Annotated in this window: 12 protein-coding genes; 3 read left to right on the top strand and 9 right to left on the bottom strand. The window is 74.4% G+C overall.

From position 1 onward, the window contains the following. Positions 1-73: 73 nt before the first annotated feature. Complete coding sequence (gene phnD, locus FHS87_RS00785; protein WP_184512818.1) at positions 74-1,057, bottom strand: phosphate/phosphite/phosphonate ABC transporter substrate-binding protein; 984 nt, start codon at positions 1,055-1,057, stop codon at positions 74-76. A gap of 106 nt (positions 1,058-1,163) precedes the next feature. On the opposite strand from phnD, the gene FHS87_RS00780 reads away from it, so the two are divergent. Genes FHS87_RS00780 through glpD form a run of 3 tightly spaced genes read left to right on the top strand, consistent with a single transcriptional unit; the run spans position 1,164 to position 4,354 of the window. Continuing rightward, a complete protein-coding gene (locus FHS87_RS00780; protein ID WP_184512816.1) occupies positions 1,164-1,955 on the top strand; it encodes a DeoR/GlpR family DNA-binding transcription regulator in 792 nt (263 codons plus the stop codon). Between the two features lie 48 nt (positions 1,956-2,003). Next, positions 2,004-2,840, top strand: a complete 837-nt coding sequence (locus FHS87_RS00775; RefSeq protein WP_184512814.1) for an HAD-IIB family hydrolase — start codon at positions 2,004-2,006, stop codon at positions 2,838-2,840. Further along, positions 2,837-4,354, top strand: coding sequence for a glycerol-3-phosphate dehydrogenase (gene glpD, locus FHS87_RS00770; RefSeq protein ID WP_312861833.1), 1,518 nt, complete (start codon positions 2,837-2,839; stop codon positions 4,352-4,354). Before FHS87_RS00775 ends, glpD begins: the two co-directional genes overlap by 4 nt. Positions 4,355-4,360: 6 nt before the next feature. On the opposite strand, the gene FHS87_RS00765 is transcribed toward glpD, so the two are convergent. From FHS87_RS00765 to FHS87_RS00730, 8 genes are all read right to left on the bottom strand, one after another. Further along, positions 4,361-5,419 carry a sensor histidine kinase gene (locus tag FHS87_RS00765; RefSeq protein ID WP_184512811.1) on the bottom strand — a complete coding sequence of 353 codons (1,059 nt, stop codon included), beginning with the start codon at positions 5,417-5,419 and terminating at the stop codon, positions 4,361-4,363. Between the two features lie 128 nt (positions 5,420-5,547). After that, entirely contained in the window at positions 5,548-6,345 is a 798-nt protein-coding gene (gene rsmA, locus FHS87_RS00760; RefSeq protein WP_456306600.1) for a 16S rRNA (adenine(1518)-N(6)/adenine(1519)-N(6))-dimethyltransferase RsmA, read from the bottom strand. A gap of 84 nt (positions 6,346-6,429) precedes the next feature. Next, entirely contained in the window at positions 6,430-7,773 is a 1,344-nt protein-coding gene (locus tag FHS87_RS00755; RefSeq protein WP_184512809.1) for a peptidylprolyl isomerase, read from the bottom strand. Between the two features lie 102 nt (positions 7,774-7,875). Continuing rightward, positions 7,876-10,257: an LPS-assembly protein LptD gene (locus FHS87_RS00750; RefSeq protein ID WP_246417710.1), complete on the bottom strand. Its 2,382-nt coding sequence runs from the start codon at positions 10,255-10,257 to the stop codon at positions 7,876-7,878. Further along, positions 10,254-11,363, bottom strand: coding sequence for an LPS export ABC transporter permease LptG (gene lptG / locus FHS87_RS00745; protein ID WP_184512807.1), 1,110 nt, complete (start codon positions 11,361-11,363; stop codon positions 10,254-10,256). The genes FHS87_RS00750 and lptG overlap by 4 nt, the downstream gene beginning before the upstream one ends. Further along, complete coding sequence (lptF, locus tag FHS87_RS00740; RefSeq protein ID WP_184512805.1) at positions 11,360-12,544, bottom strand: LPS export ABC transporter permease LptF; 1,185 nt, start codon at positions 12,542-12,544, stop codon at positions 11,360-11,362. Before lptF ends, lptG begins: the two co-directional genes overlap by 4 nt. Positions 12,545-12,611: 67 nt before the next feature. Continuing rightward, positions 12,612-13,361: a trypsin-like peptidase domain-containing protein gene (locus tag FHS87_RS00735; protein ID WP_184512803.1), complete on the bottom strand. Its 750-nt coding sequence runs from the start codon at positions 13,359-13,361 to the stop codon at positions 12,612-12,614. Continuing rightward, positions 13,358-14,806 carry an FAD-binding oxidoreductase gene (locus FHS87_RS00730; RefSeq protein ID WP_184512801.1) on the bottom strand — a complete coding sequence of 483 codons (1,449 nt, stop codon included), beginning with the start codon at positions 14,804-14,806 and terminating at the stop codon, positions 13,358-13,360. Before FHS87_RS00730 ends, FHS87_RS00735 begins: the two co-directional genes overlap by 4 nt. Between the last annotated feature and the right edge of the window lie 178 nt (positions 14,807-14,984).

Below are 14,984 nucleotides of genomic sequence, written 5' to 3'. Positions count from 1 at the left end.
GGCCCATCCCGCCGCCGTTGGAACGCCCGGCGCCGTCACCTTCGGGCGAGGCGCGGCCGGGCGGGCGCGCGCCCTAGTTGCGCCGCCGCCGCTCCGCCGCCTCGGCCCGGCGCATGTCGATGAACACGGCGTAGTCCTCGTGCTTCGTCGGCACCCAGCCCACCGCGCTGCCGCGCTCGACCGCCTTCTGGATGTCGGGATGGGCGGCGGGAAGGGCGAGGTGGAAGTCCACCATGTCCTTCTTGAAGGAGGCCGGCAGGTCCGAGCGCACCACGACCGGGCCGTTCTGGATGGGGCGGGAGCGCCAGATGATCCGGATGTCCTTCATGTCCAGCAGCCCCTTCTCCACCGCGGCCGTCAGCACGCCGCGGGAGAAGCCGCGGGCCTCGTCGCCCTGGCCGGAGGACCAGCAGACCCCCGCGTCGTACTGCTTCTGCAGCACGGCCACGAGCGCCTGGTCGTGCCCGCCCGCGAAGCCCGTGCGGCCGAAGAAGCCTTCCGGCGCGATCCCCGCCGCCCGCAGCTCGGCGCGCGGGATGAGGTAGCCGGAGGCGGAGTTGGGGTCCGACCAGGCCATGGCCTTGCCCCGCATCCCCTCCAGCGAGGTGATGCCGGAATCGGCGCGGGTGTACATCAGCGCGACGTAGCTCGTGCTGCCGTCCGGCTCCTGGGTGACGAGGATCGGCTCCACCCCGCCATTCGTCTCCAGCCATACCCCCGCATAGGCGGCGGGGGACATGTTCGCGATCTCCAGCTGCTTCGCGCCGAAGGCCTGCTGCACGCCGGAGTAGTCCGAGGCGAAGAACATGCGGGCGGGCACGCCGAAGGTGTCCTCGAACAGCTTGCGGTAGCCCTCGTAGCGGCCGAGCCGGTCGCTCTCGGACTCCCCGCCCAGCACGCCGAGCCGGATCTGCGGCACCTGGGCGGCCCAGTCCCGCCGCCCCGGCGCCGGCATGGAGGGCGCGGGCATAGGCGGCGCGGGCGGGCGGGCCGGCTGGGCGGCAAGGGAGAGGGGCAGCAGGCTCCCGGCGGCGACCAGGTGGCGGCGGCGGATCATGGGCGGCTCCGGTTGGGGACGGCACCGGGGAGGGTGTCACGCCCCGCGGTGCCCGGCCAAGGGCCGGGCTGTTGCGCCCCCGGCCCGGCCCGATACCCTGGGCGCCATGGCAAGGCGTCAGGAAGGCGCGCCGGGGAAGGAGGCGCGGCACGCGGCCATCCTCCAGGCGCTGGGCACGGACCCCACGGTGCGGATCAGCACCCTGGCGGCGCGATTCGGCGTCTCGGGCGAGACGGTGCGGCGGGACATCGAGGCGCTCTCGGCCCGGGGCGCCGTGCGGCGCACCTATGGCGGGGCCTCCGTCACCCATGCCGGGGTGCAGCCGGACTTCCGCGCGCGGGAGGCAATGGCCGGGGCGGAGCGCGCCCGGATCGGCGCCGCCGCCGCCGCGCTGGTGGAGCCGGGCGCCGTGCTGATGGTCGATGCCGGAAGCACCACGGCCCGCCTCGCCCGGGCGCTGGCCGCACGGGGCACGGGCGTCACCCTTCTCACCAACAGCCTCGCCGTGGTCTCGGCGGCCGGGGAGGCCGACGGGTTGCGCGTGCTCGTCGCCCCCGGCGAGTTCTACGCGGTGGAGCGCGCCCTTTACGGCGCCGAGACCACCGCCTTCCTCACCCGCTTCAGCGCCGACATCGCCTTCATCGGCGCCTCCGGCCTGACCGTGGAGGGCCCGAGCGACGCCGAGAGCCGCGCGGTCTGGGTGAAGCGCGCGATGCTGGAGCGGGCGCCGCGCCGGGTGCTGCTGCTCGATTCCGGCAAGTTCGGCCACGCCTATTTCGAGCGCGTGGCCGACCTCTCCGCCCTCACCGACCTCGTCACCGATGCCCCGCCGCCTCCCCCCCTGGCGGCGGCGCTGGAGCGGGCGGGGGTGGCGGTTCATCTCGCGAAAGATGTTTGACCCTCCACATCGAGAGTGACATCCTCCACACCATCCGGAGGTAACCCGTTGGCCCAACCGCCCGCCCCGCAGCCCCTGAGCGCCGCGCCGCCCGCGCGGCTGGCCGCGCTGCGCTACGTGCTGACCGATATCGACGATACGCTGACCGAGGAGGGCCGCCTGCCCGCCCTTGCCCTGGCGGCGATGGAGTCGCTGGCCGAGGCGGGGCTCTCCGTCATCCCCGTCACCGGCCGCCCGGCCGGCTGGTGCGACGCCATCGCCCGCCAGTGGCCGGTCGCCGCCGTGGTCGGGGAGAACGGGGCGCTGTGGTACGCCGAGGACCGCGCGGCCCGGCGCATGATCCGCTGGCAGGCGCAGGAGGAAGGGGCCCGCCTCGCCGGCCGCGCCCGGCTGATGGCCCTGGCCGAGGCCGCGATAGGGGCCGCGCCCGGCTCCCGCCTCGCCGCCGACCAGCCCTTCCGCCTCTTCGACGCCGCCGTGGACTTCGCCGAGGATGCCGGCCCCCTCTCCCTTGAGGATGCCGCGCGCATCGCGGCGGTGTTCGAGGCGGGCGGGGCGCGGGCGAAGGTCTCCTCCATCCATGTGAACGCCTGGTTCGGGGAGTGGGACAAGCGATCGGGGATCGAGAACCTCTTCGCCGCGCGCTTCGCCCCGCTGGGCCGGGTGCTGGACCAGGTCGCCTTCCTCGGGGACAGCCCGAACGACGCGCCGCTCTTCGCCGCCATCCCCTTCTCCGTGGGGGTGGCGAACGTGCTGCCCTTCCTCGGCCGGATCGAGGCGGCCCCCGCCTATGTCACGCCCGCGCCCGGCGGGCGCGGCTTCGCCCAGTTCGCGCGCGCCCTGCTCGCCGCGCGCCAGGAACGCACGGAGGAGAACGCCGCGTGAGCACCACCCTCCCGGCCACCATCCCCGACACCGTCGACCTCCTCGTCGTCGGCGGCGGCGTCAACGGCTGCGGCATCGCGCGGGACGCGGTGGGGCGCGGCCTCTCGGTGATGCTGGTGGAGCGGGACGACATCGCCGAGGCGACCTCCTCCTCCTCCTCCAAGCTCATCCATGGCGGCATCCGCTACCTCGAGACCTACGAGTTCCGCCTCGTGCGCGAGGCGCTGGCCGAGCGGGAGGTGCTGCTCGGCATCGCGCCGCACATCGTCTGGCCCATGCGCTTCGTCCTGCCGCACCGGCCGGAGATGCGGCCGCGCTGGATGATCCGCGCGGGGCTGTTCCTCTACGACCACCTGGCCCGCCGCGTCTCCCTGCCGGGCAGCGAGGCGCTGGACCTCGCGCACCTGCCGCAGGGGGCGCCGCTGAAGCAGCCGGAATTCGCGCGCGGCTTCGCCTATTCCGACTGCTGGGTGGAGGACAGCCGCCTCGTCCTGCTGAACGCGCGGGACGCGGCGGATCGCGGCGCGACGGTGCTGACGCGCACCCGCTTCGAATCCGCCAGCCGCGCCGCCGATGCCTGGACCGTCCGGCTGCTCGACGCGGACGGCACGGCGCGCACGGTCCGCGCCCGCGCCATCGCCAACGCCGCCGGGCCCTGGGTGATCGGCGCGCAGGGGGCGACGGGCACCGCGCTGCGCGGGCGCGTGCGGCTCGTGCGCGGCAGCCACATCGTGGTGCCCGCCCTCTACGAGGGGCCGCAGGCCTATATCCTGCAGAACGACGACCGGCGCGTCGTCTTCGTCATCCCCTATGAGGGCCGCTTCTCCCTCATCGGCACGACGGACGTGCCGCACGACGCCGCCGAGGGAAAGCCGCACTGCACGCCGGAGGAGGCCGCCTATCTCTGCGAGGCCGTCTCCCGCCAGTTCCGCAGCCCCGTCGCCCCCTCGGACATCGCCTGGACCTATTCCGGCGTGCGCCCGCTGCACGACGACGGCTCGGACAACCCTTCCGCCGTCACGCGCGACTACACGCTGAGCCTGGACACGGCGGGCGCGCCGCTGCTCACCGTGCTCGGCGGCAAGATCACCACCTATCGCCGGCTGGCCGAGGATGCGGCGGGGAGGATCACCCGCGCGCTCGGCCGCCCCGGCACGCCCTGGACCGCCCGCGCGCCCCTGCCCGGCGGCGATCTCGGCGGCCTCTCCCGCGATGCCTTCACCGAGAGCACCGCCCGCGCCCATCCCTGGCTGCCCGCCCCCATGCTGGAGCGCCTGGTCCGCACCCATGGCGGGGAGCTGGAGCGGGTGATCGACGGCGCCACCTCCATCGAGGCCATGGGCGGCGATCTCGGCGGCGGCATCACCGCGCGGGAGCTGGAATGGATGCGCGCCCGCGAGTGGGTGCGGGCGCCGGAGGACGTGCTGTGGCGCCGCACCAAGCGCGGCCTGCACATGACGCATGAGGAGCGAAACGCCTTCGCCGCGCGCTTCGGGGAGCTGCTCCCGGCCTGAGGGCCGCTACCCGCCGGGCGCGAGGACGGGGAAGCGCAGCGTCACCACCGTCCCCACCCCGTCCTCCCCCGGCAGGCGGGAGAAGGAGCCGCGGAGTTGCGCCGCGAGCCCGCGGAGCAGCCGCGTGCCGAGGCCCGAGCCGGCATGGGGGGCGGCCGGGGGTGCGTCCTCCAGGTCTCCCTCCTCCGGCAGGCCGAGCCCGTCGTCCCGGATGGTCAGCAGGTAGTCGTCCCCCTCCCGCGCGAAGCCCACCCGCACGGTGCCGGAGCGGTCCTCGGGGAAGGCGTATTTCAGCGCGTTGGTGACGGCCTCGTTGAGCACGAGGCCGAGCGGCACGGCGCGGTCGGAGGGGATGAGATGCGCCTCCGCCTCCGCCACCACGGCCACGGGGCGCAGGCCGGCGCCGAGATGCATGCCATCGAGATCGGCGCAGAGGCCGGTGACGAAGTCACGGGTGTCCACGAAGGTCGGGTCGCGGTCCTCGGCCCCGTCGTCGGGAGCCAGCCGCGCATGCACGCGCGCCATGGCGAAAGCGTGGTTGGCCGCCTCCTGCAGCCCGTCCCGCGCGGCCTCGGAGGGGGCGGAGCGGGCGCGGAGGCGGAGGAGGCCGACAAGGGCATTGAGATCGTTGCGCGTGCGGTGCCGGAACTCCTGGAGCAGCAGGGTGCGGGCCCGCTCCGCCCGGTTCGCCCGCGCGACGGCCCGGTTCAGCGCCTCGACCACGAAGGCCACCGTCGCCCCCACCGCGATGAAGAGGATGAGCGCGACGAGATCCGACACCTCCTCGACGCTGAGGGAGCCGACCGGGGAGATGTAGAAGTAGGTGGCCAGCAGCGCCGAGACGAGCGTGGCGAGCAGCCCCGCCCCCCGGTCGAACAGGGCGGAGCAGAGCAGGATGCCGATGAAGGAGAGAAGGAAGGGATAGCCCGAGGGCAGCACGGAATCGGCCAGCCGCCGCACGGCGAAGACGCCGAGGGTGACGGCCAGGGTGATGGCGTAGCGGACCGGAACGGGCAGGGCCTGGCAGGCGCCCACGGCCCTGGCGAATAGCTTTTGGACGGGCATAGGGCCCTCAACGCCCGGAGGGGCTCCGGAACGGTTCCGCTCCGCTTCTCGTGTTCCGGCGCGGGCCGCTCGGCTCCCGGTTGCCCTCCGGTCGGCCTCCCGGTCTGTTCGTCGAGCGGGCCGGGGCTCTACGCGCTCCGGGCCAGCAGCGCCCGCGCGAGGCCCTCGAACTCCGCGACCGACAGCGTCTCGGCCCGGCGGGTCGGCTCGATGCCGGCGGCCGCCAGCAGCGCCTCGGCCTCGCCGAGCGACTTGAGGGAGCCGCGCAGCATCTTGCGCCGCTGCCCGAAGGCCGCGGCCGTCACCCGCTCCATGGCGCGGGCCAGGGAGGGCTCGGGCTGCACGGCATGGGGCACGAGGTGGACGACGGCGGACCACACCTTCGGCGGCGGGCTGAAGGCGCCGGGGGGCAGGCGGAGGACCATATGGGCCTCGCAGCGCCACTGGGCGGCCACGGCCAGCCGGCCATAGCCTTCCGTGTCCGGGGCGGCGACGATCCGCTCGGCCACCTCCTGCTGGAACATGAGGGTCATGCTCTCATAGGCCCCGGCGCGCGCCAGCCAGCCGATCAGGAGGGGAGAGCCGACATTGTAGGGCAGGTTCGCCACGATCCGGCGCGGCGCCGGCATCATCGCCTCCGGGTCGACCTTCAGCGCATCGGCCTCGGTGACGGTCAGCCGGCCGGGATAGGCGGCCGCCAGCTCCGCCAGGGCGGCGATCGCCCGGGAATCCAGCTCCACCGCATGGACATGCCCGGCGCCCGCCGCCAGCAGCGCCCGCGTCAGCCCGCCCGGCCCGGGGCCGACCTCCAGCACCTGGCGGCCGCCGAGGTCGCCCGCCAGCCGCGCGATGCGGCCGCACAGCGCCTCGTCCAGCAGGAAGTGCTGGCCCAGCGCCTTGCGCGCGGCCAGCCCGTGCCGGTGCACCGTCTCGGAGAGCGTGGGCAGGCGCCCCGCCGCGCCGGGCGGCCCCTCCACGCCCTGCGGGTCCACCGCGCGCCCTCCCCGCCCCTAGCCGCGCATCTCGATCGTCGCGCGGCGGCGGAGGTCGCGGTTCTGCTGGCGGGAGAGGTTCTCCACCCGGTCGCGCAGGAGCTGCTGCTTCGCCTGCTCCGGGGTGAAGCTGGCGAGGTTGCGCGTCTCCTTCGTGCAGACGGCGATCACCAGGATGCCGTCGGGCGTCACGATCGGCTGGCTCGGCCGGCCGGGCGTCAGCCCCGCCACGAGCTGGCGGAGCTGCGGCGGGCCGAGCGTGTCCAGCCGCACCTCGCCGCCGGGATCGGCGGGGCGGGGGGAGTTGGCGGCCCGGGCCGCGGCCTCCACCGCGTCGCAGCCGCCGCGGATGCCCTGGGCGCGGGCGAGCTGCTGGCGCTGCTGCTCCGTCGGGTTCTCGGGGTCGAGCGGCGAGGAGAAGGGCAGGAAGGCCTGGCGCAGCGTGACCATGGTCGCGTTCTCGCGCCCGGTCTCGCGCTTCTGGCGGAGCGCGACGATCTGGTAGCCGCCCGGCACCTCGATGGCGTTGGAGACGGCGCCCGCCGGCATGCGCCGCACCACCGCGGCCACCTCCGGGTCCAGCCGCTCGGCGCTCACCCAGCCGAGGTCGCCGCCCTGGAGCGCCGTCCCGCTCTGGCTGAACTGCGTGGCCGCGACGGGGAAGGGCAGGCCCTGGCGCAGGCGGCCGATCACGTCGTCCACGAAGCGCTTCGTCTCGCCGGCCGAGGAGGGGTCCTCGACGGGCACGAAGATCTCGGAGACCAGGTATTCCGGCTGGCCGATGCGGGCGTTGTGGGCGGCGATCGCCTCGCGCACCGCCTCTTCCGAGGGCTCGGCACTCGTGCCGAGCATCCCGCGGATGAGGCGGGACCAGCCGATCTGGGCGCGGATCTGGTCATGGAGGACGCGCGGCTCGACGCCCGCGCCGCGGAGCTGGGCGCGCAGCCCGCCCGGGGGCAGGCCGTTGCGGCGCTCGATGTCGCCGATCGCCTCGGCCACCTCGTCGTCCCCCACCGGGATGCGCCGGCGCTGGATGTCCTGCAGGCGCAGCCGCTCCTCGATGAGCTGGCGAAGGATCTGCGGGCGGAGACGGGTCAGCAGGTCGCCCCCGGGCTGGAGCCCGACATTCAGGGCGAAGAGCCGGGCGCGGGAGGCGATCTCGGACTCGGTGATGACGTCGCCGTTCACCACGGCCACGATCCGGTTCGCCGTGCCCGGGTCCATGGCGGGCTGGGACCGCGGCGCGGCCTGGCGGCCGGCCGGCTGGGCCAGGGCATCGCCCGGATGCGCGGCGATGGGCAGGGCCATGGCGAGGCCGAGAAGGAGCGGGAGCGCCGGGCGGAGGCGGGAAGGGCTTCGCATGGGCGGGTTCCTAGACCATGCGCGCCTCGGATTGAAGCGAGGCGGCGATGGCCATTGTCGGGTTCCGGATCGGCCCGCCCGGCTCGGCGGGCCGGAGGGGGCCTAGAGCGCGCGCAGCCCGAAGTCGCCCACGGTCTTCAGCGCGATCCGGAAAAGCAGGGTGGTGCCGCTGGGATAGGTGCGGCTGGTCGTCGTGTTCTCGGCGAAGGAGCGGTAGAAGCGCCCCTCGAAGAGGAAGCACTCGTCCTCATAGGCCGCGCTCGCGCCCACCGCGACCCCGCGCTCCGCCTCGATGTCGTAGCGCCCGAAGACGCCCGCGCGCCAGTTGGTGGTCACCCGCGTGTTCACCCCCGCGAAGACCTCGCGCGTGTAGCGCACGGGCACGCGGAGGGCGGAGGGGATCTGGTAGAGGTAGCCGAAGTTGAGGCGCGTCCCCGGCAGCCCGACGGGGTCGAGGCCGAAGCCGGCCGCGGTCTCGATCAGGCGGCGGTCCAGCGAGCTTCCGTCCAGCCGCGAGCGGGCGGTGACGTCGAACCAGGTGGTGGGCGCCACGGTGACCCGCCCCACCCAGTCCGAGGCCCGCTTGTCCAGCCCCGTGCCCTCGGTGAACAGCGCCTCGTCGGAGGCGCGGAAGGAGCGCCCGATCAGCGCGTCCACCGAGCCGCCATTGGGGAAGAACCAGCCGCCGCGCAGCGCCGCGTCCACCCGCGTGCCGCCCTCCTGCCGGTCGCGGCCGTTGAAGCGGTTGAGCGCGAAGAGGTTCGCGTCGGTGAACTCGAAGTCGAGGCTGTCCTCGTTCGGGATGTCCCTTTGCCGGCCGGTGTTCGGGCCGGTCACGAGCTGCACCCGCGGCTCGATGAGCTGGTGGCCGAGGCTGCCGGCCGAGCGGACGAGGGGCAGCCGCCAGTCCAGCGCGACGCGGACATTGCCGGTGGCGGTGGTGGTGCTGCTCTCCGTGCCGAAATTGGGCGCGAGGTCCAGGTTATTCGCGTTGTAGGCGAGGCCGTCGGCCTGGGCCCGGAAGGTCCACTGCGCGCCGAAGCTGTCGAAGCGCGGCAGCTCGTAGCTCAGCCGGGTGCCGGCCCGCCGGGTCTGCGTGCCCTCGTTGCGATAAACGTTGAAGGCGGTCGCGTCGCCCACCAGCGTGCCGCCCAGCGAATCCCGGCCGAGCACCCTCTCGTAGTAGAGGTTGGGCAGGACGAAGGGGATGCGCCCCGTGATGTCCTGCTCGCGCAGGCCCTGGAAGGCGAGGCCGCTGATCCGGGCATAGGAGTCGTAGCCCCAGAAGCCCTCGGCATAGGCCGTGCTGCTCAGCACCGCGGTGGCGGGCTGGCGGTAGGCGCGCAGGTAGGTCTCGCTGGTGGCGCGGTTGATGCTGAAGCCGGCCTGCCAGTTCTCGTCGATGGTGAAGAGGCCGCGCGAGAAGATGTGGCCGCCCAGGCCCTTCTCACCCGTGGACTGCCGGCCGTTGAGGTAGCCGATCGAGCCCTGGGCCTGGATCTGCCCGAAGTTGAAGCGCTGGCGGTAGCTGAAGAAGCCGTTCGGCGCCGCCTCGGTCGACAGCAGGGGCGTGACGATGAGGTCGGAGGACTGGTTGATGGCCCAGTAGTACGGAAGTTCCGTGAAGCCGCCGAGGTAGCGCGTCTGCCCGAAGGAGGGCGAGAGGAAGCCCGAGGAGCGCGGCGTCGAGGGGTCCGGCATGGACAGGTATGGCGTGTAGAAGGACGGGACCCCGGCGAAGTCGAGGGTCGCGTCGCGGAAGCGCAGGCGCTTGTCCGTGCCGTCCTGCGTCGCGAGGCGGGAGCGGAGCTGCCAGAGGGGCGGCGCCAGCGGGTCCTCGGCGCAGAGGTCGCAGGAGGAGTAGACGACGCGGGAGAGGTCCATGATGACCGCCCCGCCCTCGACGGTGCGGCGCCGGGCGCCGTTGGCGGCCACCCGGCCGTTCTGGGCCAGCAGCCCGCGCAGCCCCTCCACCACCGCGTCGCGCGTGCCGCCCTGCAGCTCCACGCGCTCGGCGAAGAGAACCTGCCCATCGGGCTCCAAGAGCTGGACATTGCCCTCGGCCGTGGCGAGGCCGGTGTCGCGGTCATAGGTGAAGCGGTCGGCGCGCAGGATCCGCTCGCCCTGCCAGGCCTCCACCGCGCCGCGGGCCGTCACGCGGTTCTCGTTCTGGTCGTACTCCACCTCCGCCGCGGTGAAGGTCACGGGCGTGTCGCGGTCGAAGGAGACGGCGCCGCCCCGGCCGAGGGCGCCCCCGCCCGGCGCGGCAGGCGCGGCCGGGGCGGCGGGCGCCCCGAGCCCGGGGCTCACCCCCGTTCCGAGCTGGTCCGGCCGCATGCCCAGCGGGGAGCCCTGGGCGTGGGCGGGCGCGAGGGGAATCGCGGGCAGGGCCAGCGCCGCCAGGAGGGCCGAGCCGGCCAGGAGGCGGGCACGGCCGGAGAGGGAAGCCGGGCCGATCCGCTTCCGCCCCGTCACATCCGTCATCCGTCCTCCAGGTGAAGAAGAAGCGCGACCGCGCACATGAGCCCCGCCGCGGCCGGCGCCCAGGCGGCCAGCACCACGGGCAGGGTGCCCGTCTCGCCGAACTCGCCGGTCACGCGGTCGAGCAGGAAGAGGGCGAAGCCGGCCGCGACCCCCGCCCCCAGCATCTGGGCGACCCCGCCCTTTCGGGCCTCGCGCATCGAGAAGCCGGCGGAGAGCAGGGCCATGGCAACGGCCAGCATGGGCAAGGCGAGCAGGGAATGGAACTGCAGCCGGTGCCGCACGGCCGAGAATCCCGAATCCTCCAGCACGCCGATGAAATCCGGCAACACCCAGAAGGAGAGGGTGTCGGGGCTGGCGAAGCTGTCCTCGATCCGGTCCGGGGTCAGTTCCGTGGGCAGGCGCAGGGTCTGGGCGGGGCTGGCCTGCCGGTCCGGGCCGAAGGCGATGGCCCCCTCCAGCACCCAGGCGCCGCCCGCCAGCGTCGCGCGCGGGGCCTCGACTCGGCCGAGGAAGCGGTCGGCGGCGGAGATCCGCCAGAGCGAAACCTCGTCCAGCCCGAAGGTGCCGATCCCGCGGGAGGCCGGGCGGCCGGAGAGGATGGCGACGCCCTGCGGGTCCAGTTCCCGGTCCGCCTGGCGCAGCCACAGCCGCCCGCCGGCGATGGTGCCCGTGCCCGCGTTGCTGCGCAGCACCGCCTGATCCAGCCGCTCTGCCCGGGACAGCATGACGGCCGAGAGGGGAGAGAGGCCCGCCGTCGCCCCCGCGCCCAGCATCGTGGCCACGAGGACGGGGCCGAGCAGGAAGCCCCAGGCCGAGATCCCGGCCGAGCGCGCCACCACCAGCTCGGAGGAGCGGGCGAGCCGCCAGAAGGCGAGGATGCCGCCGAGCAGGATGGCGAAGGGCAGCACCTGCATGGCCACGAAGGGGATGCGCAGCGCCGCGATGGTGGCCACGGTGCCGAAGCCCGCCTCCCGCGTCGCCGCCCGGCGCAGCAGCTCGATGAAGTCGAACAGCGCGACGAGGCCGGTGAGCGCCGCCAGCATGATGAGGCACATGACGAGGAAGCGGCGCGCGACATAGGCGCCGAAGGTCAGCGGAAAGGTCACCCGGCGGCCCGCCGGCGGAGGGCCCGGCGGCCCGTGGCGGGCACGGGCGGCGCCCGCCGCGGCCAGCCGGGCGCGCCAGAGAGCACCCAGGCCGCCGCCAGCCCGGGGGCCAGCGCATGGGCCCAGATGAGCGGGATGAAGCGGTTGTCGCGCGCCGCCAGGTTGCCGACCGCGAGGCCGAGGGCGAGGAGCACGACCACCGCCCCGACCGCCGTGATGGCGGTCAGCCCCCCGCCATGCCGGCGGAAGCCGCTGGAGAGCGCCGCCGCCAGCCCGACGAGGGCGAAGGACAGGGTCGTCAGCGGCGAGGCGAGGCGCCCGTGGCCCTCGGCCCGGAACTTGCGGACGTCGCGCTCGGCCAGCCCCTCCGCGGGATCGGGGTTCAGCAGCTCGCCGATGAAGCGTTCCCGGCTGTCGCGGTTGCGGGAATCCTCGGTGCGGTTGCTGCGGGCGAGGTCCACGCTGTTCTCGCCGAAGGCGAGCACCGTCAGCCGCGGCTGGGGCGGCGTGCCCGGCGGGGAGTTGGGGAGCACCGCGCGCTCCATCTGCTGGCGCTGCCCGTTCTGCAGGATCACGCGCGGGCCGTTGGCGCCGGGCAGGATGACGCCGCGCTCGGCCAGGATGGTCACGGGGGCACCGGCCTCCCGCTGGTCATGGATGAGGATGCCGCGCAGCGTGCCGTCCCTCTCCCGCAGCCGGGCATAGACGGTCAGGTCGCTGCTGACGCTGCTGAACACGCCCTCCTGCACGAGGATGGCGGCCATCTGGTTGCGGATCTCGAACTGCCACTCCCGGAAGGCGGCGTGGGAGATCGGGACGAGCCAGGTCTGCAGCACCACCCCCGCCCCCGTCGCCAGCAGCGCCACCAGCAGGGCCGGGCGGGCCAGCCGCCAGTCCGACAGCCCGGCCGCGCGCATCACCACCAGCTCCCGGTCCGAGGCGAGGCGGACATAGGAGAAGAGCGTCACCACGAAGGTCGTGATCGGCAGGATCACCGCGAAGAAGGAGGGCAGCAGCAGCCCCGTCAGCTCCAGGAAGACGGAGAAGGGCAGGCCGCGGTCCAGCACCAGCTCGATGAAGCGGAGCGACTGGGTAAGCCAGATCAGCGCCGCCAGGCCGACCGTCACGGCCAGCAGGGCGATCGCGATCTGCCTGAAGATGTAGCGCGTGACGCGGCTCATGGGGGGCGCAACCTATCCGCCCCGCCGGGTGGGGGCAAATGGGCCTTTGAGGCCCGCCGCGGGGTGCCTACCCCCCGAGGAAGGCCCGGATGGCCGCAGCCGGCACGATGCGCGAGTGGTCCGGCTCGGCATCCGGGCGGTGGCTCACGATGCCGAGAAGGCAGTTGCTCCCGGCATCGAAGACCCCCGCCCCCGATTCCCCCTCGTCCATCGGCAGGGGAAGGTCGGCATAGGCGCCGTCCGCCGCGCGGATCTCCGGCACCATCGCGCCCGCCCGCACCGCTTCCCGCCGCCGGGCGGAGAGGACGAGGACGTCCTGCCCGGGGGTGGGGCCGCCCCGGCAGGGCCGCGCGGCCGGGCCGGGCGGGATGAAGGCCGCCTGGAGCAGGGCGAGGTCCTGCCCGCGGCGGTAGAGGGGCCCGATCCCGGGCTCGACATGGCCCTCCCCCACGCGCACCGGCCTGACGGGCAGGACGCGCCCGCCGAAGAGGATGGTGGTTCCCCCCATCCCCCCGACGCAGCGGCGCAGCTGGGGCACGAGCCCGTCCACGAGATGGGCCGCCGTGAGGAAGCGCCCCTCGCCGATATAGACGGCGTTGCCCTGGAGCGGGCAGGCCGGGCCGTAGCCCCCGCGCAGCTCGGCGCGGAAGGCGTCGGGGATGTCGGGCAAGCGCGGCGAGGGGGCGGGCTCGGCCGAGGGCCGCCCGGCCCGCTCCGCCGGGGCGTCCTCCACCCAGGGGCGCGGCACCGGGGCCGGGGCGGCGCAGGCCGGGATGGCGAGCGCCGCCAGAAGGGCCAGCCCCCGCCCGCGGATCACGTCGGCAGCACCTTGCCGGGGTTCAGCAGGCCCTTGGGGTCGAGCGCGGCCTTGATCCGCCGCATGGCCTCCAGCTCGGCCCCGCCGCGCCAGTCGGCCAGCATGTGCGGCTTGAGGCGCCCCACCCCGTGCTCGGCGGAGAAGGAGCCCTCGAGGTCGCGCACCACGGCGTTCACGCAGTCCATGATGTCGTGGGAACGCGCGAGGAAGGCGGCGGGATCCATCCCCTCCGGCTGCTCCAGGTTCATGTGGATGTTGCCGTCGCCCATATGGCCGAAGGGCACGGGGCGGCTGCCGGGGATGAGGGCCTGGAGCGCCTCGCCGCAGCGGCGGATCAGCTCGGGCACCTTCGAGACGGGGACGGAGACGTCGCTCTTCACCGAGGCCCCTTCCCGCTTCTGCGCCTCCGGGTGCTCCTCGCGCAGGCGCCAGATGGCTTGGCGCTGGGCCTCGCTCTCGGCCAGGGCGGCGTCGGTCACCTCGCCGGCCTCCAGCGCCTCCTCCAGCACCGCCTCCATCAGCCCGCGCAGGTCGGCATCAGGGCGGGAGGAGGCGAGGTCCACCAGCACGTAGTGGTCCGCGCGCTCGGCGATGGGCAGCGTCGCGCCCTCGATGTGGCGCAGCACGAGGTCCATGCCGTTGCCGCCCATGTACTCGAAGGCGCGCACGGCAGACTCGTCGCGGTCCCGGAAGCGGCGGAAGAGGGAGAGGGCGGCCTCCTCGCTCTCCAGCGCGCAGAGGGCGATCGCCTCGGCGCGCGGGCGGGGAAAGAGGCGCAGCACGGCGGCGGTGACGATGCCGAGCGTGCCCTCGGCGCCCACCATCAGGTGGCGCAGCGCGTAGCCCGTGTTGTCCTTCCGCAGCCGGCGCAGCCCGTTCACCACGCTCCCGTCCGGCAGCACGAATTCCAGCCCGAGCATGAGGTCCCGCGCGTTGCCGTAGCGGACGGTGGTGTTGCCCCCGGCATTGGTGGCGAGCACCCCGCCGATCGTCGCCGTGCCCTCGGCGCCGAGCGAGAGGGGGAAGAGGCAGCCCGCCCCCGCCGCCGCGTCCTGCGCCGCCTTCAGGATCACCCCGGCCTCGGCCACCATGGTCATGTCCACGGGGTCGATGTCGCGGATGCGGTTGAGGCGGGAGAGGGAGAGGATCACCTGCCGCCCGCTCTCGTCCGGCATGGCGCCGCCGACCATGGAGGTGTTGCCCCCCTGCGGCACCACGGGCACGCCTGCCTCGTGGAGCAGCCGCATCGCCCCCGCCAGCTCCTCCGTCGAGGAGGGGCGCAGCAGCGCCGGGGAGGCGCCGCGGTAGAGGCCGCGCCAGTCGGAGAGGTGCGGCACGAGGTCCGCCTGGTCCGTGACGACGCCGCGCGGGCCGAGAAGCGCGTGCAGCGCATCCAGCAAGGCGGCGGGCAAGGCGGGAAGGGCGGGGACGGGCGTATCGGGCATGGCGCCAGGACCAAACGCCCGGCCAGGGGCGCGGGTCAAGGGCGTTCACACGGCACGCACGGTTCCGCCGCGACGAAGCCGGCCACGCCGGCGAAAGGGGCGGGCCGGCGGGCGCCGGAGAGGCGCGGGAGAGGCAAGGAACCGGGGCTCCTTCTCCCTCCCGCCGTCGGGTCAGGCG

The organism is Muricoccus pecuniae, assembly GCF_014199205.1.
Lineage (GTDB): Bacteria > Pseudomonadota > Alphaproteobacteria > Acetobacterales > Acetobacteraceae > Roseomonas > Roseomonas pecuniae.
Note: the sequence above shows the minus strand (reverse complement) of the source record. Positions and strands in the feature narration are given on the sequence as shown.

Bases quoted from the DNA above. Each gene is read 5' to 3' on its own strand.
- FHS87_RS00755 (WP_184512809.1), bottom strand. From the start codon at position 7,773: ATGCGAAGCCCTTCCCGCCTCCGCCCGGCGCTCCCGCTCCTTCTCGGC.
- FHS87_RS00780 (WP_184512816.1), top strand. From the start codon at position 1,164: ATGGCAAGGCGTCAGGAAGGCGCGCCGGGGAAGGAGGCGCGGCACGCG.
- FHS87_RS00730 (WP_184512801.1), bottom strand. From the start codon at position 14,806: ATGCCCGATACGCCCGTCCCCGCCCTTCCCGCCTTGCCCGCCGCCTTG.
- FHS87_RS00750 (WP_246417710.1), bottom strand. From the start codon at position 10,257: ATGACGGATGTGACGGGGCGGAAGCGGATCGGCCCGGCTTCCCTCTCC.
- phnD (WP_184512818.1), bottom strand. From the start codon at position 1,057: ATGATCCGCCGCCGCCACCTGGTCGCCGCCGGGAGCCTGCTGCCCCTC.
- lptF (WP_184512805.1), bottom strand. From the start codon at position 12,544: ATGAGCCGCGTCACGCGCTACATCTTCAGGCAGATCGCGATCGCCCTG.
- FHS87_RS00765 (WP_184512811.1), bottom strand. From the start codon at position 5,419: ATGCCCGTCCAAAAGCTATTCGCCAGGGCCGTGGGCGCCTGCCAGGCC.